This window comes from Streptomyces sp. NPDC047000, from assembly GCF_040644295.1.
Lineage (GTDB): Bacteria > Actinomycetota > Actinomycetes > Streptomycetales > Streptomycetaceae > Streptomyces.
The window spans coordinates 18,113-40,062 of record NZ_JBEYWE010000035.1 but is presented as its reverse complement, the minus strand read 5'-3'; the positions used below and the strand labels follow the sequence as shown (position 1 = coordinate 40,062).

14 protein-coding genes are annotated in these 21,950 nt (G+C 74.3%); 9 read left to right on the top strand and 5 right to left on the bottom strand.

Translation table 11 applies throughout. From position 1 onward, the window contains the following. Nucleotides 1-8: 8 nt before the first annotated feature. Both ABZ862_RS34265 and ABZ862_RS34260 read right to left on the bottom strand, forming a co-directional pair. Complete coding sequence (locus tag ABZ862_RS34265; RefSeq protein WP_360967066.1) at nt 9-1,097, bottom strand: hydrogenase expression protein HypE; 1,089 nt, start codon at nt 1,095-1,097, stop codon at nt 9-11. Nucleotides 1,098-1,182: 85 nt separating this feature from the next. After that, nucleotides 1,183-2,967: a hydrogenase maturation protein gene (locus tag ABZ862_RS34260; protein ID WP_360967064.1), complete on the bottom strand. Its 1,785-nt coding sequence runs from the start codon at nt 2,965-2,967 to the stop codon at nt 1,183-1,185. 463 nt (nt 2,968-3,430) lie between these two features. Between ABZ862_RS34260 and ABZ862_RS34255 the strand changes: the two genes are divergently transcribed. From ABZ862_RS34255 to ABZ862_RS34235, 5 genes are all read left to right on the top strand, one after another. Continuing rightward, nucleotides 3,431-5,059, top strand: coding sequence for an ATP-binding protein (locus ABZ862_RS34255; protein WP_360967062.1), 1,629 nt, complete (start codon nt 3,431-3,433; stop codon nt 5,057-5,059). Continuing rightward, complete coding sequence (locus tag ABZ862_RS34250) at nt 5,056-5,478, top strand: roadblock/LC7 domain-containing protein (RefSeq protein ID WP_360967059.1); 423 nt, start codon at nt 5,056-5,058, stop codon at nt 5,476-5,478. Before ABZ862_RS34255 ends, ABZ862_RS34250 begins: the two co-directional genes overlap by 4 nt. After that, nucleotides 5,475-5,837: a DUF742 domain-containing protein gene (locus ABZ862_RS34245; protein ID WP_360967056.1), complete on the top strand. Its 363-nt coding sequence runs from the start codon at nt 5,475-5,477 to the stop codon at nt 5,835-5,837. The genes ABZ862_RS34250 and ABZ862_RS34245 overlap by 4 nt, the downstream gene beginning before the upstream one ends. Nucleotides 5,838-5,979: 142 nt before the next feature. Continuing rightward, the gene (locus ABZ862_RS34240; RefSeq protein ID WP_360967053.1) at nt 5,980-6,555 is read left to right on the top strand and encodes an ATP/GTP-binding protein; all 576 of its coding nucleotides are present in this window, start codon (nt 5,980-5,982) and stop codon (nt 6,553-6,555) included. Next, complete coding sequence (locus ABZ862_RS34235) at nt 6,552-7,772, top strand: cytochrome P450 (protein WP_360967050.1); 1,221 nt, start codon at nt 6,552-6,554, stop codon at nt 7,770-7,772. The genes ABZ862_RS34240 and ABZ862_RS34235 overlap by 4 nt, the downstream gene beginning before the upstream one ends. Nucleotides 7,773-7,899: 127 nt before the next feature. Here ABZ862_RS34235 and ABZ862_RS34230 read toward each other — a convergent pair whose 3' ends face one another. Then, entirely contained in the window at nt 7,900-9,462 is a 1,563-nt protein-coding gene (locus ABZ862_RS34230; protein WP_360967048.1) for a helix-turn-helix domain-containing protein, read from the bottom strand. 498 nt (nt 9,463-9,960) lie between these two features. Between ABZ862_RS34230 and ABZ862_RS34225 the strand changes: the two genes are divergently transcribed. Together ABZ862_RS34225 and ABZ862_RS34220 are read left to right on the top strand one after the other, a co-directional pair. Further along, nucleotides 9,961-10,581 carry an L-threonylcarbamoyladenylate synthase gene (locus ABZ862_RS34225; RefSeq protein ID WP_360967046.1) on the top strand — a complete coding sequence of 207 codons (621 nt, stop codon included), beginning with the start codon at nt 9,961-9,963 and terminating at the stop codon, nt 10,579-10,581. 111 nt (nt 10,582-10,692) lie between these two features. After that, a complete protein-coding gene (locus tag ABZ862_RS34220) occupies nt 10,693-11,463 on the top strand; it encodes a dienelactone hydrolase family protein (RefSeq protein ID WP_360967043.1) in 771 nt (256 codons plus the stop codon). A gap of 63 nt (nt 11,464-11,526) precedes the next feature. Here ABZ862_RS34220 and ABZ862_RS34215 read toward each other — a convergent pair whose 3' ends face one another. Further along, complete coding sequence (locus ABZ862_RS34215; RefSeq protein ID WP_360967040.1) at nt 11,527-13,926, bottom strand: M4 family metallopeptidase; 2,400 nt, start codon at nt 13,924-13,926, stop codon at nt 11,527-11,529. A 425-nt stretch (nt 13,927-14,351) separates the two neighbouring features. On the opposite strand from ABZ862_RS34215, the gene ABZ862_RS34210 reads away from it, so the two are divergent. Next, on the top strand, nt 14,352-15,182 hold the full coding sequence (locus tag ABZ862_RS34210; protein ID WP_360967036.1) for an aldo/keto reductase: 831 nt from the start codon (nt 14,352-14,354) through the stop codon (nt 15,180-15,182). A gap of 105 nt (nt 15,183-15,287) precedes the next feature. Here the strand turns inward: ABZ862_RS34210 and ABZ862_RS34205 are convergent, their stop codons facing one another. Continuing rightward, nucleotides 15,288-15,752 (bottom strand): peroxiredoxin, encoded by a 465-nt coding sequence (locus tag ABZ862_RS34205; RefSeq protein ID WP_360967033.1) that lies wholly within the window; start codon nt 15,750-15,752, stop codon nt 15,288-15,290. Nucleotides 15,753-16,428: 676 nt separating this feature from the next. Here ABZ862_RS34205 and ABZ862_RS34200 point away from each other — a divergent pair. Continuing rightward, a partial coding sequence (locus ABZ862_RS34200) for a beta-ketoacyl synthase N-terminal-like domain-containing protein (protein WP_360967030.1) occupies nt 16,429-21,950 on the top strand: 5,522 nt, incomplete at its 3' end.

Here is a 21,950-nt window from a genome sequence, read left to right as displayed (position 1 = left end):
ACGGGTGCTCACCACGGGGGCCGGTAGCCGGTGGTGATCTTCGTGCCGGTGTGCCGCCACTTGGGCTCCTTGTCCGCCGTCTGCAGCGTGAACTCGCGCAGCCTGCGGATCAGCGCGCCGTAGGCGCCGCTCGCCCGGCTGGAGACGGTGGCGCCGGGCGGCTTGTCCATGAACGGCATGAACTTGTCCGGGAAGCCCGGCATGGTGCAGGCGATGCAGATGCCGCCGACGTTGGGGCAGCCGCCGATGCCGTTCATCCAGCCCCGCTTGGGCACGTTGCACTTGACGACGGGGCCCCAGCAGCCGAGCTTCACCAGACAGGTCGGCGAGTCGTAGTCCTTGGCGAACTCGCCCTCCTCGTAGTAGCCGGCCCGGTCGCAGCCCTGGTGCACGGTGGCGCCGAACAGCCAGGCGGGGCGCAGCTTGTCGTCGAGGGGGATCATCGGGGCGGCGCCGGCCGCCTGGTGGAGCAGATACGTCAGGGTCTCGGCGAAGTTGTCCGGCTGGACCGGGCAGCCGGGCACGCAGACGATCGGGATGCCGGCCCTGGACCTCCAGTCCCAGCCGAGGTGGTCGGGCACGCCCATCGCCCCGGTCGGGTTGCCCGCCATGGCGTGGATCCCGCCGTACGTGGCGCAGGTGCCGATGGCGACGACGGCGAGGGCCTTGGGCGCGAGGCGGTCGATCCACTCGCTGGTGGTGATCGGCTGGCCGGTGACCGGGTCGTCGCCGAAGCCGGACCAGTAGCCCTCGGGCTTGATGGCCTCGTTGGGGACGGAGCCCTCCACGACCAGCACGAAGGGGTCGATCTCGCCGCGTTCGCCTTTGAAGAACCACTCGATGAACGTGTCCGCGCCGCCGACCGGACCGCACTCGAAGTCGATGAGCGGCCAGTGCACGGCGATCTTCGGCAGTCCCGGGATCTCGCCGAGGGCGATCTGCTCGATGCTCGGCTGGGAGGCGGCGGTCAGCGCGACCGAGTCGCCGTCGCAGCTCAGCCCGGCGTTGATCCAGAGGATGTGGACCGTGGGCGCCTCGTCCGCGCCGGGGCCGCCGGTGCCGGTCGTGCCGGCCGTGCTCGGGTTCGCCGCTGTCATGGGACCGCCTCCTCGGGAGGTCAGGGATGAAGGCGTGGGTCTGCGCGCGTCACGCCCGTCGCGGGCATCAGGTCCTTCTCGCGCTTCAGGGGCATTTCGGGTGCCGTTGTTCTTGGTACCAGCGGTCCGGCTCCGGTGGGATGCCGGAGGGGTCCATTGCGGTGACGCGGTGCGGGGAACGGTCCGGACGGCCTCTGCCGACGGGCGCGGCCAGGTGCGGCGGGGTGCGCTCCGGGCTCTCCTTGCGGACGAAGGCCCGGCGCAGGGCGTGGTAGGGGGCCGTGGGGTCGTCGAAGGTGCGGCGCATCAGGTCCAGCTCCCGCGCCCGGAACGCGGCGAGCGGCTCGGTGCGCTCCTGGTGGTCGAGGGCGGCCTTCTTCGCCGCGATCCGGGCCCCGGTGCCCGGCAGCACGGCGAGCCGGGCGGCCAGTCGGGCGGCCTCGGCGGCGAACGCGCCGGGCGCGGCGGCGACCACCCGGTCGGCCAGGCCCAGCCGCAGGGCGCCGGCCGCGCTCACCGGCAGGGCGTCGCCGGTCAGCCGTGCGGCCGCGGCCGCGCCGACGCGGCGGGGCAGGGTGTACGTCCAGTACTCGGAGCCGTGCAGGCCCATGAGCCGGTAGTGCGGGTTGAGCACGGCGCCGGAGCGCAGCCACACCTCGTCGGCGGCCAGCGCGAGCATCACACCGCCCGCCGCCGCGTTGCCCGCGACGGCCGCCACGGTCAGCCGGTCCGTGGTGGTGAGGACCGCCTCGACCAGGTCGTCGAGGGCGTTGATGTTCGCCCAGGACTCGGCGGCGGGGTCGTCGGCGGCCTCGATGACGCCGAGGTGGATGCCGTTGGAGAAGAAGTCCCGCCGGCCGCCGAGGACGAGGACGGTGGTGGGGCGGGCGCACGCGGCGCGGTAGGCGTCGAGCAGGCGGCGGCACTGTGCGGTGCTCATGGCGCCGCCGGGGAACGAGAAGCCGAGGAAGCCGACGGTGCCCACCTCGCGGTAGCGGATGTCCGTCCAGGTGCGGGGGTCGGCGTCCGGGCCGGCGGGAAGGTCGGGCAGCGGCGGCAGCCGGTCACCGAGGGCGGTGACGGCGGGCAGCCGGAAGGCGGCCGGTTCGCCCGCCGGACGGCGGGGGCGCAGCTCCGGGAGCCATACGGCGCCGTCCCGGGTGGCCCGGCACACCGCGCCCGCCCGGGTGGCCAGCAACTCCCCTGGTTCGCCGCGGAGTTCGTACTCGGGGTGGCCGCCGTGCACATACCACCGCGCACCGAGCAGTTCGTCCAGCACACCGGGCTGCGAGTCCGCGGCCCGCAGCCGCCGCAGGATGTCCGCGGTGGTGTCCGTGTGCCAGTCGACACGGCGCGTGCTCTGGTCCAGGTACGGGCGGGCGGGGACTTCGGGCTGGGGACGCGGGACGTACGTCCCCGACGAGAAGCGGTGCACGGCGAGCAGGACGGCCGACAGCGCGGCGTCGGCGATCTCCCCCCGGTACAGGTCGCTCTTGCCGGCCTGCGGGAGCGCGCAGGGCACGGTCGCCCACACATCACCGGCGTCCATCTCCTCCGTCGCCTGAAGGACCGTCACCCCCCAGCGCTCGGCGCCCTCCTGGACCGCCCAGTCCAGCGAGGAGGGTCCGCGGTCGCCGACCGGGCCGGGGTGCACCACGAAGCAGGGCAGGTCGGCCCACACCTCGCGGGGGATCGCGGTCCGCAGCATCGGGGCGATCACCAGGCGCGGCGCGTGGCGCCGTACGGCCCCGGCCAGGTCGTGGCCCCGCAGGGCGAGTTCCACCGCCACGGTGTGGCCGCGGTCGCGGAGTTCGGCGTGGACGCGCTGGGTGAGGCTGTTGAAGGCACTGGCCACGAGCAGGATGTGCACGGTGTGCTCCCGTCGGACGAGGGGCGGACGAGGAGTTCGGGCGGGGGCGGGCGGAGAAGCGGGGAATCGGGGGAGGCGGGAGGGCGCGGGGCGAGGGCGGCCGGTGTGCGGGGCCGCCCGGCCGTCAGCGATCGTGGGGCACCCGGCCCGCCGTGTCCCGGGTGACAGTCCGGCGGGTCACCCGAAAGCGGGGAGCGGGGCCGCCACCCGGCGGTGCGGACCGCCCGGCCGGCCCACCACACGGCGTGCGCGCGTTTCCGTATTGATCAACTCGCTTACAGGGTGCGGCATTTCGGGCAGTCGACGCAGAAGGAACCGGCGTCGCCCGGTTTCACGGTGAAGTCTCGGCCAACCGAGTGAGATCGGCCGATGACCGTGTGTACTGTGCTGCGCAGTGCCGTGCGCGAGGGCCTCGTACCACCGTCCGAGTCCGAGTTCCGTCCGACCCCTGGGAATCGATTCGATGATCGAATTACCGGACCTGGTGACCGGCGGTCTCGCCGTCGGCGCGCTCTCCGCGCTCGTCCTCGGGGGCAGTGTGCTGCGGTCCCGGCGCCGGTACACCGCCCTGCGTGCGGAGGCGGACCGGCTGCACGCCCGGCTCGACGCCTTCCAGCAGGTGCTCACCGCCGAGGTCGAGCATCTCGCCGCGCAGCGCGTCCCCGCCACGGCCCGGCAGCTGGCCCATCCGCATGTCGCGGTGCCGGGCCCCGTGCAGCCGCACATCGCCGGGACGCCCCTCGGTATCGCCCTGGAGGCCGTACTGACCGGTGTGCGGGCCGAGCTGGCCGCCCAGCGCACCCGGGTCGACGCCGCGGCCCAGGCCGGGATGCGGGGTGCGGTCCGGGAGATCCAGGCCGCTCTCTACCGGCTCCAGGACGCCCTGCGCACCCTGCAGCAGCGCTACGACGAGCCGGAGCTGGCACAGACCCTGTTCGAACTGGACCACGAGAACGAGCAGTCCCTGCGCCGTGCCCAGGTGGCCGCGGTGGTGTGCGGGGCCTGGGTGGGCCTGGCGCGCGAGGAGTCGCATCTGGTGGACGCCGTCACCGGCGGGCAGGCCCGGCTGGCCGACTACCGGCGGGTCAAGGTCCACAACCACCTCGAGCCCGGTACCGCCCTGGTGCCGCACGCCGTGGAACCGGTGGCGGTCATCGCCGCCGAGCTCCTCGACAACGCGCTGCGGCACTCCTCCCCCGACACCGACGTCGTGGTCAATCTGGAGCACGTCCACCACGGCGTGTGCGTCACCGTGGACGACGCCGGGCTCGGCATGACGCAGGACGAACGGGTCCGCGCCCGGCGTCTGGTGGCCGGCCGCGAGCCGATCCTGCTCACCGACCTCGGCGACCCGCCCCGGATGGGCCTGGCCGCCGTCGGGCGGCTCACCCGGCAGTTCGATCTCAGCGTCGACCTGTCGTCGCCCTCCCCCTACGGCGGGGTCCGCGCGGTGCTGCGCGTCGACAGTCATCTGCTCAGCCGTCTCGACCCCGCCGAGCTGCCGCCCGCCGCCAGCGCGCCCCGCTCCACCCGCACCCACCGCCCGGCGCAGCCGCCCGCCGCGGCCGCTCCCGAGCCGGAGCCGCCGCAGCCCGCCGCGCACGGCCACGGCCACGGCCACGGCCACGGCCACGCCTACGGCTCGGAGCCCGACGGGACGGCCGGTGCCGCCGCCTCCGGACACCACGGGCCACGGGGCACGGAGGACACGCGGGACGTCGCGGGCGCCCGGGACACCGGGGACGCCCGGGGCACTCGGGACGCCGCGGGCGCCCGGGGCACACGGGACCTGCGGGACACCGGCGGGCTCCCGCGCCGCAGGCGCCGCAGCGCCCGCCCGGCCGCCGGACCGCAGGACGCGCCGTACCCGGAGCACCGGCCGCAGCCGGCCGTTTCGCGGCAGTCCGGCCCGGAACCGTCCGCGCGCCGCCCGGAGGAGGCCGCCGCCGCGCTCGGCGCCCTCCAGGCCGGCACCGCCGCCGCGCGCACCGCGCCGCTGTCCGACCTCGACGACACCGTGCCCGGGGCGGCCCGCCCGCGACCGGCCGGAGCAGCAGACGCCACCGACCACGAAGGGGGAGCGGTTCGATGACCAGTCGCGAGGCGACCGACACGGCATGGGTGCTCGATCCGATCCTGCAGGTGCCGCATGTCGTGGCCGCCGTCCTGCTCACCCGGGACGGACTCGTCACCGGCTGGACCGACGCGCTGTCGCAGGCGTCGGCGGAGCGGGTGGCCGCCATCACCGGCACCGTGCAGGGGGCGTGCCGTACGGCGGCGGCCGCGTTCGCCGACCGGGACGGCGCCGAGGTGCGGCAGGTCGTGATCGAGTCCGACCACGGCTATGTGCTGGTCGTGCCCACCGACCACGGCACCTGTGTGGCCGCGTACGGAGATCCGGAGGTGCGGCTCGACCTGCTCGCGCACCGGGTCCACTCCCAGGTGGCGCGGCTGGGGCAGAAAGCGATGACGGCCGCGCCCAGAGGGGCCGGCGGCGGCGCGCCGGCATGACCGGCCGCGGCGGCGGCCGCCCCCTGGTCCCCGCGTACCTGTCGACCGGCGGCACGGCCCGGCCGAGCCGCCCCCATCTGGAGCGGCTCTCGGTGCTGGCCGCCGGGGGGCGCCCCGCGCCGCCGGACCTGCCCGCCGCCGAACTCGCCCTGCTGGACGTCCTGGACGGCGGCGCGCTGACCGCCGTGGAGGCCGCGGCCCTGCTGCGGCTGCCGTTCTCCGCGGTACGGGTGCTGGCCACCGGCCTCGTCGACCGGGGTCTGCTCCTGACCCGCGCGCCGATCCCGCCCGCCGAGGAATTCGACCCCGACCTGCTGAAGAGAGTCGCCGATGGCCTCCGCGCCCTCAAGAGCACCTGACCGCGGCGGCCCGGGCGGCACCCCGCCCACCGCCCGCCCCGCCCCGGAGAGCCCTGGCACCCCGGACGCCCTCCGCGCGCCCGCCGGTTCCGGTGGTTCGGGGAGTGTCCGTTCGGCCGCAGGGCTCGGGGGCGGACACGGTGTGCATCTGCCCGCCGCCGCGCGGAACCTGGTGAAGATCGTGGTCGCCGGGCCGTTCGGGGTCGGCAAGAGCACCCTGATCGGATCGGTGTCGGAGATCCGCCCGCTGCACACCGAGGAACGGCTCACCGAGGCGTCCACCCCGGTGGACGACCTCACCGGGGTGCGGGAGAAGACGACGACCACCGTCGCCGTCGACTTCGGGCGGATCAGTCTGCCGGGCGGCGTCGTGCTGTACCTGTTCGGCACGCCCGGCCAGGAACGGTTCCGGGCCCTGTGGGACGACATCGCCCACGGGGCGCTCGGCGCGCTGGTGCTGGTGGACACCCGCCGCGTCGACGCCTCGTTCGACGCCCTCGGCCTGGTCGAGGAGAGCGGACTGCCGTACGCCGTCGCCCTCAACACGTTCCCCGACGCACCCCGCCACCACTCCTCCGAGCAGTTGCGCGCCGCCCTGGACCTGGCACCGGAGACCCCGATGGTGACCTGCGACGCGCGGGACCCGGAATCCTGTGTGGACGCCCTGCTGGCCCTGTTCCACCATCTCCTCGGCCACGACTCCACGGAGCACCCTTGAGCCCCGTCCCGCCCGCCGTGCGGCTGTGGGAGGACGGCTTCGCCCGCGACCCGTACCGCTATTACGCCGCCCTGCGCGCCCAGGGCGCGGTCGGCCGGGCGGAACTCGCCCCGGGCGTCGCCGCGTACGTGGTCACCGAGCGGCGGGCCGCACTGGACGTCCTGCGCGACACGCGGACGTTCTCCCACGATCCGCGCCCCTGGGAGACCACCGTCGCGGACGGCTCGCCCGTGCTGGGCATGATGCGCTGGCGGCCGAACGCCCTGTTCGCCGACGACGCGGCGCACGTCCGCTACCGCACCACCCTCATCGACATGTTCGACCGCGTCGAACCGTACGATCTCCGGGCCCGGGTGCACCGGGCGGTCCGGGTGCTGGTGGCCCGCTTCGGGCCGCGCGGCCGGGCCGACCTGGTGGCGGAGTTCGCCCGGCCGCTGATGGCACTGGTGTTCAACAGTCTGTTCGGGCTGCCCGACAGCGAGGGCGACCGGCTCGGCCGGGCCCTGGGCAAGCTGTGGGAGGGCGGCGCCGGGGCGGCCGAGGGCGAGGCGGAGTCCGCCGCCTACGTCCGGGAGCTCGTCGCGGCCAAGGAGGAGCGGCCGGGGGACGACCTGCCGAGCTGGCTGCTCGACCACCCGGCCGGGCTGACCGTCGAGGAGGTCGTCTGGCAGGTGTTCCTCACCCTGGGCGCGGGACACGAACCGACGGCGAACCTGCTGTCCAACGCGCTGTCCAGGATCCTCGGCAACCCGGACTACCGCTCCACCCTCACCGGCGGCGCCCGGCCGGTGACGGACGCGGTGACCGAGGTGCTGCACCACGAGACCCCGCTGGCCAACTACGGCATCCACTACGCCCGTGCCCCGGTGTCGTTCCACGGCACCCGGATCCGTCCGGCCGTGCCGGTGGTGATCTCCTACGGCGCGCTGGCGCACTTCGCCGGGCAGGAACCGGCGGACGGCGCCCGGATGCCGCGTGACGCCTCGCATCTGTCCTGGTCGGCGGGCCCGCACACCTGCCCGGTCACCCGGCACACCCTGCTCATCGTCACGGAGGCCGTCGAACGGCTGATGCAGTGGCTGCCCGATCTGGAACCGGTGCTGCCGCGCGAGCGGCTGAGCTGGCGGCCCGGCCCGTTCCACCGTTCGCTCACGGCCCTGCCCGTCCGCTTCGGTCCCCGCTCCCCCGGCCGCCGGCAGCCCGGGGAGTCCGCGTGACGGGGGTCGGGCGCGGGGGTGCGACCGGTCCCCCGTGCCGGTCGCCGTCCCCCGCGGAAGGCCGAACTTACGTGGCCACGGGACCGTTGGGTACCGCGGCGATGCCCTTTGGGGACGGCCGGGGGACTCACTCGTGCACAAATGAGTCCGGTTGATCCGGATTGCCGAAGTCCGGTGCGTCCAGGTCACCGGCGGCCAGATGGGCCACGACCACCTCGTAGAGGTCGCTGCCGGAGGCGAGGAGCTGGCGTTCCAGCACGGGTTCCGCCCCCCGCACGTGCTCGCGCACGGTCTGCGGGTGGACGCCCAGGTCCTGCGCGGCCCGCTCGGCGTTGCCGTCGGCGGCGATCCAGGCCCGCAGCGTACGGCGCAGGTTCCGGCCGTCCGCCGCCAGGCTCTCCAGCAGACCGTGCGCCCAGAACCGTACGGCGGCCCCGTCCAGCAGATCGCCGAGCCGTACGGCGCCGGGGGTGCCGTACGCCGCCCGGTCGGGGCCCGCGCACGCCGCGGCGGCCTCGGTGTTCAGGGCGAGGTGGACGGCGGCGCGGACCCTGAGGTCGGAGAAGTCGGTGCGCAGCATGGTCTCGACGCGGTCCATGCGGGCCCGCACGGTGTTGCGGCTGACGCCGAGCACCTTGGCCGCGCTGACGGCGGTGAACTCCAGGCCGAGACGGGTGGTGGCGAGCAGTTCGGCCCGGGTGTGGTGGGGCAGCACGTCCAGCGGGCGCAGCAGACACGCCGCCCACGCCGCGAGGGCCGCGGGATCCATGAGCCGCTCGGGGTGGGTCCGTTCGGCGTAGACGGCGGCCTTGTCGGGGCGGACCCGGGCGACCGCGAGGGCACTGATCGCCTGACCGTACGCGGCGGCGGTACGGGCGAGGCTCTGGCGGGTGCTGCCGCCGAGGAACACGCCGGGGTGCCGGGCGACCACGGCGCGCAGACCGTCGGCGGCGGCGGTGCCGGGGGCCACGACGATCACATGGCCGTCCACCGCGGGGCAGCGCACCACCAGGGCCTGCCCCTCGGTCGCCGCGGCGGCCTGCTCGGCGAGGTGGTCGCGCAGGTCGGCGCGGCTCTCGACGACGTAGACGCAGGCCGCGTCCGTGTCGAGCAGACCGGGCCACAGGCCCGCGGCGACCCGGCGGGCCGAGACGGTGTCCTCCACCATCAGCAGTTGCAGGATCGCCAGGCGGAGGTCGGCGGCCGCTCTCTTGAGGCGGGCCGCGGCCACGGTGAGTTCGCGTTCCCGCAGGAGCAGTTCGAGTACGCCGGCGGTGTGGGTGACGATCTCCGCGGAGTGGCGGTCGAAGGGCACGGGGCGGGCCACGGCCAGGACGGCGACGGTGGTGGGAGCGGGGGTGAGGGCGGTGGGTGTGAGGGCGGTGGGGGCGGCAGCCGGTTGCGGGCGGCCCGCGACCACCAGGCGGACGTGGCGGGCGCCGTCCTGGAGCGCGGCGGAGGAGATACGGCCGGCCAGCAGATCCGCGACCAGGGTGCCGTCCAGGGGCAGGTCCTCTCCGGCGAGGGTGCGGCCGGTGCCGTCCAGGAGGGCCACCTCGCCCCGCACGGTCGTGGCCAGCCAGTCGATGACCTTGCTCAGGTCCCGGGCGGTGGGACGGAGGTGGCCGAGGAGTTCCTCGGTCCAGGGGCGGGGGCTGCCGTGCGGTCCGTGTTCTGTGCCGCCGGTCACTTCTCACCCCTTTCGCCGTGGCGGGCGTCAGGCCGTTGACCTGCGCATACGTGGGTGACGTTACCGGACTCGGGTGAACCGGCCCAGTGGAGCGGGCCCGGGGCCCGGGGGCGGGGTCTTGGGTCAGGGTCGTGGTGTCCGGGAGGGGGACGGCCCCGCGGGCGCGCCGGGGGCGGGTGCGCCTGCGGAGCCGTGTCGGCGGCCCGGGGCGGGGGGAGGGCCCCGGGCGGCTACGGGGTCCGGGTTCCCCGGGATGCGGGGGGTATGCCGGGGTGGCGGGGGTGTGGGTCGCCCCCGCCACCCTTTCCCGTTCCCGTCCCCGGGGGCTGCGCCCCCGGACCCCCTGCCGGCCCTGGACGGGTCTGGTCCTCGAACGCCGGACAGGCCGGGAGTGCCGGGCAGGGTGGGGCGGGCAGGGTGGGGCGGGCAGGGGGCGGGGCGGGCAGGCCGGGGCCGCCGGTTTGTCTGCCGGGGGGCCCGGCGGCATAAGCTCGGGGGATGGCCAGGTACTTCGATGTGCATCCTGAGAATCCTCAGGCCCGGATCGTCTCCCAGATCGCCGACAGCATCCGGGCGGGAGCGCTGATCGCCTATCCGACGGACTCCTGCTACGCCCTCGGGTGCCAGCTGGGCAGCCGGGACGGGATCGACCGGATCCGGAGCATCCGGCATCTCGACGACCGGCATCACTTCACGCTGGTGTGCCGTGACTTCGCGCAGCTGGGCCAGTTCGTGCGGGTCGACAACGACGTGTTCCGCGCGGTCAAGGCGTCGACGCCGGGCAGCTACACGTTCATCCTCCCGGCGACCCGGGAGGTGCCCCGCAAGCTGCTGCACCCGAAGAAGAAGACCGTCGGCGTCCGTATCCCCGAGCACGTGGTCACCCAGGCGCTGCTCGCGGAGCTCGGCGAGCCGCTGCTGTCCAGCACGCTGCTGCTGCCCGACGAGAAGGAGCCGATGACCCAGGGCTGGGAGATCAAGGACCGGCTCGACCATGTGCTGGACGCCGTGGTGGACTCCGGGGAGTGCGGTACCGAGCCGACCACCGTCATCGACTTCTCCAGTGGTGAGGCCGAGATCGTACGGCGGGGCGCGGGGGACGTCAGCCGCTTCGAGTGAACGCCGGTCCCGGCCGCGGCCGCGCCGGTCCCGCGTGCCAGGATGGGCCGGACCGGCGGACCGGCTCCGCTTCCGGGCCGCGACGACGACCGTGCGGGAGGACTCTCCGCCATGACGACCGACGTAGCAGGAACCGGCGTCGACATCACGACCGCCGACGGCACCGCCGACGCCTACCTCACCCGTCCCGCGGACGGCCGTCCGCGGCCCGGTGTGCTGATGTTCCAGGACGCCTTCGGGCTCCGGCCCCACCTGCGGGGCATGGCGGACCGCGTCGCCGCCGCCGGCTACACCGTGCTCGTGCCCAATGTGTTCTACCGGCACGGCCGCAGCCCGGTCGTCGACCTCCCCGAGTTCATCGACCCCGCCGCGCGTCCGGAGATCTGGAAGAAGGTCGGGCCGCTCATCCGGTCCCTGGCCCCCGGTCCCGCCATGCGGGACGCCGATGCGTATCTGCGCCTGCTGGAGGAGTCGCCGCTGGTCACGGACGGGCCGGTCGCGGTGACCGGGTACTGCATGGGCGCCCGGCTGGCGCTGCTCACGGCCGGCACCCACCCGGACCGGGTCGCGGCCGCCGCCGGCTTCCACGGCGCGCAGCTGGCGACCGACACGCCCGACAGCCCGCATCTGGTGGCCGGGAACATCACCGCCGAGGTGTACTTCGGGCACGCCGACCAGGACGCGTCGCTGCCGCCGGAGCAGATCGAGCGGCTGGAGAACACCCTGACCGGGGCGGGGGTGCGGCACCGGTGCGAGGTGTACCCCGGGGCCCCGCACGGGTTCACCCAGGCCGACACCGCGGCGTACCGGAAGGAGAGCGACGAACGCCACTGGGAGGCTCTGCTCGGGCTCCTGGAGCGTACGTTCCGCACCCGGTCGTGACGGTGCCCCGCACGCGGTACGTACCGCGTGCGGGGCACCGTCACCTGTGCCTGCCGTCCGGGGTCAGCCGGTCGTCAGCGCCGTGTCGTCGATGACGAAGCTGGTCTGGAGCGAGGAGTCCTCGACGCCGCTGAACTTCAGCGTGGCGGTCGAACCGGCCAGCGAGGACAGGTCGAAGGACTTCTGGGCGTAGCCGGAGGCGGCGTTGAGGTTGGAGTACGTCGCCAGGGTCGTCGAACCGGCGGTCACCGTCAGCTTGTCGTACGCCGTGCTGGTGGTGGTCTCCGAGGTGTCGACGTGCAGGTAGAAGGTCAGCGTGGCCTTGCAGCCGGACGGGACGGTCACCGACTGGGAGAGCGTGTCGGTGTGGGTGGAGCCGTAGCCGTCGAGCCAGGCGTAGTAGGAACCGCCGTGCGCCGCCTCGCTGCTGGAGTTGGTGATGACACCGCTGGACGCCGTCCAGGTGGTGCTGCCCGACTCGAAGCCCGCGTTGCCCAGCAGCTGCGTGGAGGTGCAGGTGCCGCCGCCACCGCTGGTGCTGACGGTCCAGGTGAAGGACGCCGTGCCGGTCGCGCCGGTGGAGTCGGTCACCGTGACGGTGGTGCTGTACGTGCCGGCGGTCGTCGGGGTGCCGGTGATCGCACCGGTCGAGCTGCTGATCGACAGGCCGGTGGGAAGGCCGGAGGCGCTGTAGGTCAGGGAGCCGGAGTTGGTGCTGCTCGCCGAGATCTGCAGGCTCACCGCGGTGCCGACGGTGGAGGACTGGCTGCCCGGGTTGGTCACCGTGACGCCGCTGCTCGGCGGGGTGATGTGGCTGCCGACGTTGATGCCGGCGAACGCGTTGCCCACCCCGGCGTACTGGGCCGAGCTCGTGCCGTAGAGCGCCGCGGCCGCGCTGAGGGCGGCGGTGCGAGCACCGGCGTAGTTGGTGCTGGACGTCATGTACGACGTCAGCGCCTTGTACCAGATCTGGAGGGCGGCGGCCCGGCCGATGCCGGCGACGGCGACCCCGTCGGAGGTGGTGCTGGTGTAGGTGACGCCGTTGATGGTCTTGGTGCCGCTGCCCTCGGAGAGCAGGTAGAACATGTGGTTCGCCGGGCCCGAGGAGTAGTGCACGTCCAGGTTGCCGACGCCGGAGTACCAGCTGTCCGCGGACGAGCCGTCCTTGCTGGGCTTGTCCATGTACCGCAGCGGTGAGCCGTCGCCGTTGATGTCGATCTTCTCGCCGATGAGGTAGTCACCGACGTCGGAGGAGTTGTTGGCGTAGAACTCGACGCCCGTGCCGAAGATGTCGGAGGTCGCCTCGTTCAGTCCGCCGGACTCGCCCGTGTAGTTGAGGCCCGCGGTGTTGGAGGTGACGCCGTGGCTCATCTCGTGCCCGGCCACGTCGAGCGAGGTCAGCGCGTGGGTGCCGCCGGAGCCGTCGCCGTAGGTCATGCAGAAGCAGCTGTCGTCCCAGAACGCGTTGACGTAGCTGCTGCTGTAGTGGACCCGGGAGTAGGCGGCGGTGCCGTCGTTCTTGATGCCGTTGCGGCCGAAGGTGTTCTTGTAGAAGTCCCAGGTCTCCTGGGCGCCGAAGGCCGCGTCCGCGCCGGCGGTCTGGGTGTTGGACCCGGCACCGGTGCCCCAGACGTCGTCGGAGTCGGTCATCAGGGTGCCGGTGCCCGACGTGCCGTTGTTGAGGCTGTACGTCTTGTGGCCGCCGCGCGTGGTGTCGTACAGCTGGTACGTCGACCCGGACAGCGTGGTGTTCAGGGTGACGGTGCCGCTGTACTGGGTGTTGCCCGTACCGGTCTCGATCCCCTGGTACCGGGACAGCTCCTTGCCGGTGGTGGCGTCGGTGATGACGTGCAGCCTGCTGGGCGTGCCGTCGTCCTGGAAGCCGCCGATCACCGTCTCCCAGGCGAGCTTCGGGGTGCCGGAGCCAGCCCAGATCACCTTGCGCGCGCTGTCCGCGCTCGGCGCCTTGGCGTCGAGGGTCCTCGCCGTCGTGAGCGCCTTGGTCTCCGCGGCGGACTTCGCGACCGCGGCCGTGGTGCTCGCCACCTTGACGGCGCGCTTGTTGTTGAAGGTGGTGCTCACCGTGCCCGCGGCCACCGAGGCGGGCGGGGTGTGCACGACGAGGTCGCCGCCGAGGACGGGCAGGCCCGCGTAGGTGCGCTCGTAACGGGTGTGCAGCGTGCCGTCGTTGTCCTTGACGACGTCCTTGACGATCAGCTTCTCCTTCGACCCGAGCCCGAGGGTGCGGGCGGTCGCGGAGGTCTGCCCGGCGGCGCTCTTGATCAGCGCGGTGTGCTGGGCCGGGGACAGCTTCGCCTCCAGGGCGCCGGTGCGCACGGGGGCGGGGTGGGGGGAGGCCGGCGTGGCGGTCGCGGGGACCGCCTGGATGCCGAGGGCGAGGAAGGCAGTGGTGGAGACCAGGGCGGCCGCTGCCGCGGTCCGCTTGCGGGGGATGCGTCTCACTCGTACTCCTACTGCGGCGGCCGCCGGGTCGCGGCCGGAGACAGACCGGGCAGACGGGTGTGCTGCCCGGGACGAGCTCAGCTGTGCGGGGGGCCTTCTGCGGTGGCCGGACCGGGGAGATTTCCGTGTCACGGATGTGGGGGAGAATGACAGAGTTGTTCCGGGCATGTCATCCAGGCCCGGCGCATTCAAGGGTTAACCCTCTATGGCGGAGCGGCGGCGGGCCGGAGCGCCCCGCACGGTCCGCCCTGTGCGCCGTCCCGGCCGCGGCCGCCCGCTCAGCCGCCCGCCCGGCCGCCCGCCCGCTCGTTCCCGGAAGATCGTGACAGGCTGGGCGGAGGCGTCGACGGTGCCTCACGGCCCCCGTACCGGGTACCCGGCGGCGGACGGCGCCACAGAACCGCACAGCAAGGGAAGGTCCCCCCGTGATCAGCATCCCGGCACACACCCTCAACGACGGCACAGCACTGCCCGCCCTCGGCCTCGGCACCTGGCCGATGGACGACGCCGAGGCCGAGCAGGCGGTGCGCGGAGCCCTGGAGACCGGCTACCGGCTGGTCGACAGCGCGGTGAACTACCGCAACGAGACCGGCGTCGGCCTCGGGATCACCCGCAGCGGGGTGCCCCGCGAGGAGATCGTCGTGACCACGAAGCTTCCCGGGCGGCACCACGGCTACGAGGAGACCCTCGCCTCCTTCGAGGAGTCCCGGCGGCGCCTCGGGCTGGACTACGTCGACCTGTATCTCATCCACTGGCCGCTGCCCCGCGTCGACCGGTACGCCGACTCCTGGCGGGCGATGATCAAACTGCGCGAGGACGGTCTGGTGCGCTCGATCGGCGTCTCCAACTTCACCGCCGGGCACATCGAGCGGCTGGAGAAGGAGACCGGCGTGCTGCCGTCGGTGAACCAGATCGAGCTGCACCCGCTGTTCCCGCAGGAGGAGCTGCGCCGTTTCCACGCCGCGAAGGGCATCGTCGTGGAGAGCTGGAGCCCGCTCGGCCGGGGCTCCGGACTGCTGGCCGACCCCGCCGTGACGGCGGTCGCCCGGGCGCACGGGGTGACGCCCGCGCAGGCGGTGCTGCGGTGGCACACGCAGCTGGGCGCCGTGCCCATACCCAAGTCGTCGGATCCCGAGCGGCAGCGGGCGAACCTGGACGTCTTCGGGTTCGAGCTGGACGGGGCGGAACTGGCGGCGATCGGGGGCGGGGCGCGGCGGCGGCTGGGCGGGGACCCGGAGGTCCACGAGGAGTTCTGAGCGGGGACGGGGCGGGGGCGGGAGGGTGTTCGCCCCCGCCGCCCCTTCCCGTTCCCGTCCCCGGGGGCCGCGCCCCGGACCCCGCCGGGCCCCGTGCCCCGGCTCTCAGCCGCGGTTGCGCAGGGCTTCCAGGGCGCGGTCCGCGTGGGTGTTCATACGGAGTTCGCTGCGGACCACCTCCAGGACCGTGCGGTCCTCGACGATGACGAACGTGACGCGCTTCGTGGGTGCCATGGTGAAGCCCCGCTTCACACCGAACCGTTCGCGTACGGTGCCGTCCGGGTCGGACAGCAGGGGCATGCCCAGGGTGTGCCGGCCGGCGAACTCCTGCTGGCGTTCCACGCTGTCGCCGCTGATGCCGACCGGCCGGGCGCCGGCGGCCGCGAACTCGGCGGCCAGGTCGCGGAAATGGCAGGCCTCGGCCGTGCAGCCCGAGGTGAGGGCCGCCGGGTAGAAGAACAGCACCACCGGCCCGTCGGCGAGCAGTGCGGACAGCGTGCGCACCGTTCCGGTCTCGTCGGGGAGTTCGAAGTCCTCCACCGTGTCGCCGACCTGCACTCGCTCCGCCATACGGCACCTCCGGGTCGCGCTCCCGCGGCTCCGAGCGGCCGCCCGGCGATATTACTTGACGGTAAGTGACCGTGACGGCCCGGCGTCGCGGCCCGGTCCCGGCGGGGCCGCGGCCGTCCGCGTGAACCCGTCCGGGCGGGCCCGCGGCAGTGTCCCCGGCGTCGTCGTACGCGTGATGTACGTACGGTGCACGCGCATCCGGGAAATACGTGTTTCTTTTCTTCCCATGCCGCAGGACGGGATCAAGCGGGCCTCTCGGCGCATTGTCCGCCGTGTCACGATCCGATCTGGACAACCTGGCGCCGAGGGGCCGAGTTAACACCCGTGGGGTGATCGGCCCCGTGTGTTTCGGCGATGTGAGAGGCGAGTGAATCGGAGGGAGCCGACCGGGATTCCCGGACGCGGACGCGCGTCACACACGGTCCTCCGGCGCCGCTCCTGAAGGGAATTGATCCGATTTTCGACGGCCTGGACCGCTGCCCTTGTTTGACCGGATCGGCCCCATGCCTTTGGCCGGGCCCAAGGCATCGTTGACCGGCGAGTAATCACCCCACTAGCTTTCTACAGGTTTCAAACAAGGCGTTTTCACCGTCCTTTGTCGCGTCCCACGACCCCCCACCGTGCAGTTTTACCTGTGATTCGGAGAATCATGACGTCCGCTGTACGTTCCGAGGACATGATCATTGGCGTCACGCCGTTCGGTGAACCCGATACCCGGCTCGCCGCGGCCGTGTGCCGTGCCGGTGGGCTCGGGGTGCTCGATCTGGGCGGCGGTGACCGAAGATCGCGCGAGGCGCTGGCGCGACTGCGCGCGACGGCGCCGGGAGCCTTCGGGGTGCGGGTCGGCGCGCGGTGCCGGATGACACCGGCGGACCTCGGGGAGGACGACGGGGACGGGCCGGGCACGGTGCTCCTCGGGCCCGGCGCGCCCTGGCGGCCCGGCGACGTGCCGCGCGGGCGGCGGGTACTGGTGGAGGTCACGGATCTCGGCGCGGCCCGGGAGGCGGTGGCCGCCGGGGCGCACGGGCTGATCGCCCGGGGGGCCGAGTCCGGCGGCCGGGTGGGCGAGCTGGGCACCTTCGTGCTGCTCCAGCAGCTGCTCGCGGACGGCGCGTCGGGCGTTCCGGTGTGGGCGTGCGGCGGCATCGGGCCGCGGACGGCGGCCGCGGCGGTGGCGGGCGGGGCGGCCGGGGTCGTCCTGGACGTGCAGCTGGCGCTGCTGGACGAGTCCGGGCTGCCGGAGCCGGCGGCCTCGGTGCTGCGGTCGCTGGACGGTTCGGAGACGGCCGTGGTCGCGGGTCACCGGGTGCTGTTGCGGCGCGGCCCGGACACCCCGGACGTGCCGGCGGACGATCCGGCGGCGGTGGCGGCGCTGCTCGGGGCCGGGGACCTGCGGACCCAGCTGCTGCCGGTGGGACAGGACGCCTTCCTCGCGGCGCGGTTCGCGGAGCGCTGGGGCGACGCCGGGCGGGCGGTGCGCGCCCTGGCCGCGGCGGTGCGGGAAGCGCTGCGGGACGGCACCGCCGCCGCCGCGCTGCGGGAGGGCTCCGCGATGAGCCGGGCGCTCGGCACCCGGCTGCCGGTGGCGCAGGGGCCGATGACCCGGGTGAGCGACCGTGCGGCGTTCGCGGCCGCCGTCGCCGCCGACGGCGCCCTGCCGTTCCTGGCGCTGGCCCTGGCGAGCGGGGAGCGGACCCGGGAGATGCTCACCGCGACCCGCGCCGCCGTGGGCGAGAGGCCCTGGGGCGTGGGGGTGCTCGGTTTCGCGCCGGAGGACGTCCGCGCCGCGCAGCTGGACGCCGTACGGGAGCTGCGGCCCACGCACGCGATCATCGCGGGCGGGCGGCCCGCGCAGGCCCGGGCGCTGGAGGAGGTGGGGATCAGCACCTTCCTGCACGTGCCCTCGCCCGGACTGCTGCGGCAGTTCCTGCAGGCCGGATCGCGCAGGTTCGTGTTCGAGGGCTCCGAGTGCGGCGGACATGTCGGCCCGCGCGGCAGCTTCCCGCTGTGGGAGGCCCAACTGGGCGTCCTGGAGGACTTCCTGGCCGACGCGGACGACGGGACGGCGCGCGGCGTCGAGGTGTTCTTCGCGGGCGGCGTCCACGACGAGCGGTCGGCCGCGATGACCGCCGCGCTCGCCGCGCCGCTGACCGCGCGCGGCGCGGCGGTCGGGGTGCTGATGGGTACGGCGTACCTGTTCACCGAGGAGGCCGTGGACCGGGGCGCGATCCGCCCGCTGTTCCAGCGGCGGGTGATGGCCGCCGAACGGACCACGCTGCTGGAGACCGCGCCGGGCCACGCGACCCGGTGCGTGCCGAGCCCGTTCACCGACGGCTACCGGGAGCACGAGGCGCTGCTGCGTGCCGGCGGTGTGCCCGACCGGCGGCTGTGGGAGGAGCTGGAGCAGCTCAACGTCGGGCGGCTGCGCATCGCCTCGAAGGGCGTCGACCGTTCCGCGTCGGGCGAGCTGGTGCCGGTGGACGAGCGACGGCAGCTCGCCGAGGGCATGTTCATGGCCGGTGAGGTGGCCGTGCTGCGGTCGGCGACGACGACGGTCGGCGCGCTGCACCGGTCGGTGTCCCAGGGCGCGGCGGAGTTCCTCACGGACCGGGCCGCGGCGCTCCGGGAGTCGCTGGGACCGGCGTCCGCCGCGGCCCCTGAGCCGCCCGCCCCGCTGGACGTCGCGATCGTCGGGATGGCCTGCATGTTCCCGCAGGCTCCCGACCTCGCCACCTACTGGGCGAACGTCGTCGGCGGGCGCGACGCCGTGACCGAGGTGCCGCCCGAGCGCTGGGACCCGGCCGTCCATGTGGAGGCGGGCGTGACGGCGTCGAAGTGGGGCGGGTTCCTGCCGCCGATCCCCTTCGACCCGCTGCGCTACGGCATCCCGCCCGCGTCCCTGGGCAGCGTGGAGCCCGTCCAGCTGCTGGCCCTGGAGGCGGCCCGGCGGGCCCTGGAGGACGCCGGGTACGGCGACGGGGGGCGGGAGTTCGACCGCTCGCGCACCTCGGTGGTGTTCGGCGCGGAGGCGGGCAGCGATCTGTCCAACGCGGCCACGCTGCGGGCCGTCCTCCCGTCGTACTACGGCCGGGTCCCGGAGGGTCTCGAGGAGCAGTTGCCCCGGCTCACCGAGGACTCCTTCCCCGGGATGCTCGCCAACGTCGTCTCCGGCCGGATCGCCAACCGGCTGGACCTGGGCGGCGCGAACTTCACGGTCGACGCGGCCTGCGCCTCCTCGCTCGCGGCCGTCGACGTGGCGTGCAAGGAACTCACCGGCGGCACCAGTGACGTGGTGCTGTGCGGCGGCGCGGACCTGCACAACGGCATCAACGACTACGTCCTCTTCTCCTCGGTGCACGCCCTCTCCCCCACCGGCCGCTCCCGGGCCTTCGACGGCTCCGCCGACGGGATCGCCCTGGGTGAGGGCGTCGCCTGCGTCGTCCTGAAACGGCTCGCGGACGCCGAACGCGACGGGGACCGGGTCTACGGGGTGATCAAGGGCCTCGGCAGCTCCAGCGACGGCCGCTCCCTCGGTCTGACGGCGCCCCGTCCGGAAGGGCAGCGGTCGGCCCTGGAGCGTGCCTACCGCAACGCCCGTGTGTCCCCGGCCGACGTGGGGCTCGTCGAGGCGCACGGCACCGGGACGGTGGTCGGTGACCGAACCGAACTGTCCATCCTCAGCGAGGTGTTCACGGCGGCCGGGGCGGCGCCCGGCGGCTGTGCGCTGGGGTCGGTCAAGTCGCAGATCGGACACACCAAGTGCGCGGCCGGCCTCGCCGGGCTCATCAAGACGGCGCTCGCCCTGCACACCGGTGTCAAGCCGCCCACCCTGCACATGACGGGGCCCAACCCGGCCTGGCGGGAGGAGGACAGCCCCTTCGCCTTCCACACCGAGGCGAGCCCCTGGGCCGTACCGGCCGGTGAACGGCTGGCCGGGGTGAGCGCGTTCGGGTTCGGCGGCACCAACTTCCATCTGGTGCTGGCCGCCCACGGGGGCGCCGCGCCGCGGCAGGGCCTGGCCGTGTGGCCGGCCGAGCTGTTCCTGTTCCGCGGCAGGGACGACGCGGCCGCCGCGCGGGCGGTGCGGGAGGTCCTCGACGCGGCCGGGGCGGACGGCCGTCCGTGGCGGCTGCGGGACCTGGCGCTGAGCGCCGCCCGGCGCGCCGACGCGTCCCACGACCCGGTGCGCGCCGCCGTGGTGGCGACGGATGTGGACGGACTGATCGGGCAGCTGCGGCGGGTACTGGCCGGTGAGCACGCCCCGGCCGCCGGGATCCACCTCACGGGCCGGGGGGACGACGGCGCACGGACCGACGGCGCGGGGACCGACGGCGCCGGAAGCGGTCCGGCGGACCCGGGCACCGGGCCGGGCAAGGTCGCCTTCCTCTTCCCCGGCCAGGGCAGTCAGCGGCCCGGGATGCTCGCGGACGTCTTCGTCGCCTTCCCCGAGCTCCAGCACTATCTGCGCCTCGGCCGCGCGCACGCCGCCCGGCTGTATCCGCCGGCCGCCTTCGACGACACCGCCCGTGACCGGCGCCGGTCCGCGCTCACCGACACCCGCGCCGCCCAGCCCGCCCTGGGCATCACCGGGCTCGCCGCCCACGCCCTGCTCACCGCGGCGGGCGTCCGGCCCGACATGGCGGCCGGGCACAGCTACGGCGAGCTCGTCGCCCTCTGCGCCGCGGGGGCGCTCGACCCCGGGACGCTGCTGGAGCTGAGCACCGAGCGCGCCGAGGCGATCCTCGCGGCCACCGGCGAGGACGATCCGGGCACCATGGCCGCGGTCTCGGCGGGCGCCGAGGACGTGGAGAGCGCTCTGCGGGCGGCGGACGCGCCCGCCTCGGTCGTCGTGGCGAACCGCAACTCGCCCCGGCAGACGGTGATATCGGGTCCGACGCAGGACGTCACCGAGGCCGTGCGGCTGCTGAGGGCCGCGGGCCTCGGCGCCAAGCGCCTCCCCGTGGCGTGCGCCTTCCACAGCCCACTGGTGGCCGGTGCCGGGGAACGCTTCGCACGGGCGCTGGCGCACCGGCCGGTGCGGGAGCCCGAGTTCGCGGTGTGGTCGAACCGTACGGCGGCCCCGTACGCCGCGGACGCGGACGCGGTGCGGGCCGGGCTGGCGGCCCAGATCGGCGCCCCGGTCGGCTTCACCGCGCAGATCGAGGCGATGTACGAGGCGGGGGCGCGGGTCTTCGTGGAGGCCGGGCCCGGCTCGGTGCTCACGGGTCTGGTCGGGCAGATCCTCGGCGGGCGTCCGCATCGCGCGGTGGCCTGTGAGCCGCGGGCGGACAGCGGGCTGCGGGGCTGGCTCGACGCGCTCGCGCAGCTGGCCGCCGCGGGGGTGCCGGTGCGCGCCGGATGGCTGCTGCGCGGCCGGGACGCCGTCGACGCGGTGCGCGGCCCGGTGCCGAAGCGGCCCGGCTGGACGGTGGACGGACAGCTCGTGCGCACCGCCGCCGGAGACCTCCTGCCCGGTGCGCTGGCACCGGCCCGACGAGTCGTGGAGACGACAGTGACGACGAATCCCGCGCCCGGCGTCCCCTCCGACCGGGACGCGCTGATCTCCGAGTTCCTGCGCACCAGCAGGGAGATGGTCGCCGCCCAGCGCGATGTGCTGCTCACCTACTTCGGGGCGGTGCCCGGCGAGCGGATCGCCGTACCGGCGGCGCCGGCCGTACCCGCAGCACCGCAGACCCGTGTCCCGGTGGAGCCGGCGGCCCGTGTCGCCCCGGCGCCAGGGGATGGAGGCGGGGACGGCACCGGTGCCGTGACCGGGGCCGACGTGCTGCGCACCGTGCTGGAGATCATCAGCGAACGCACCGGCTACCCCACCGACATGATCGAACCCGACCTCGACCTCGAAGCCGACCTCAGCATCGACTCCATCAAACGCGCCGAGATCGCCGGCGAACTCGCCCAACGCCTCGGCATCACCACCGACACCGACACCACCCTCGACGACACCGAACTCGAAGAACTCGCCAAAGCCCGCACCGCCGCCACCATCACCACCTGGCTCACCACCCGCCTCGCACCAGCCACCCCACCCACCGCACCGACGGCCGGCACGGTCACCGGGGCCGACGTGCTGCGCACCGTGCTCGAGATCATCAGCGAACGCACCGGCTACCCCACCGACATGATCGAACCCGACCTCGACCTCGAAGCCGACCTCAGCATCGACTCCATCAAACGCGC

What these genes read in the sequence shown, in the direction of transcription:
- ABZ862_RS34265 (WP_360967066.1), bottom strand. Translation starts at nt 1,097, where the DNA reads ATGACAGCGGCGAACCCGAGCACGGCCGGCACGACCGGCACCGGCGGC.
- ABZ862_RS34255 (WP_360967062.1), top strand. Translation starts at nt 3,431, where the DNA reads ATGATCGAATTACCGGACCTGGTGACCGGCGGTCTCGCCGTCGGCGCG.
- ABZ862_RS34250 (WP_360967059.1), top strand. Translation starts at nt 5,056, where the DNA reads ATGACCAGTCGCGAGGCGACCGACACGGCATGGGTGCTCGATCCGATC.
- ABZ862_RS34245 (WP_360967056.1), top strand. Translation starts at nt 5,475, where the DNA reads ATGACCGGCCGCGGCGGCGGCCGCCCCCTGGTCCCCGCGTACCTGTCG.
- ABZ862_RS34225 (WP_360967046.1), top strand. Translation starts at nt 9,961, where the DNA reads ATGGCCAGGTACTTCGATGTGCATCCTGAGAATCCTCAGGCCCGGATC.
- ABZ862_RS34220 (WP_360967043.1), top strand. Translation starts at nt 10,693, where the DNA reads ATGACGACCGACGTAGCAGGAACCGGCGTCGACATCACGACCGCCGAC.
- ABZ862_RS34205 (WP_360967033.1), bottom strand. Translation starts at nt 15,752, where the DNA reads ATGGCGGAGCGAGTGCAGGTCGGCGACACGGTGGAGGACTTCGAACTC.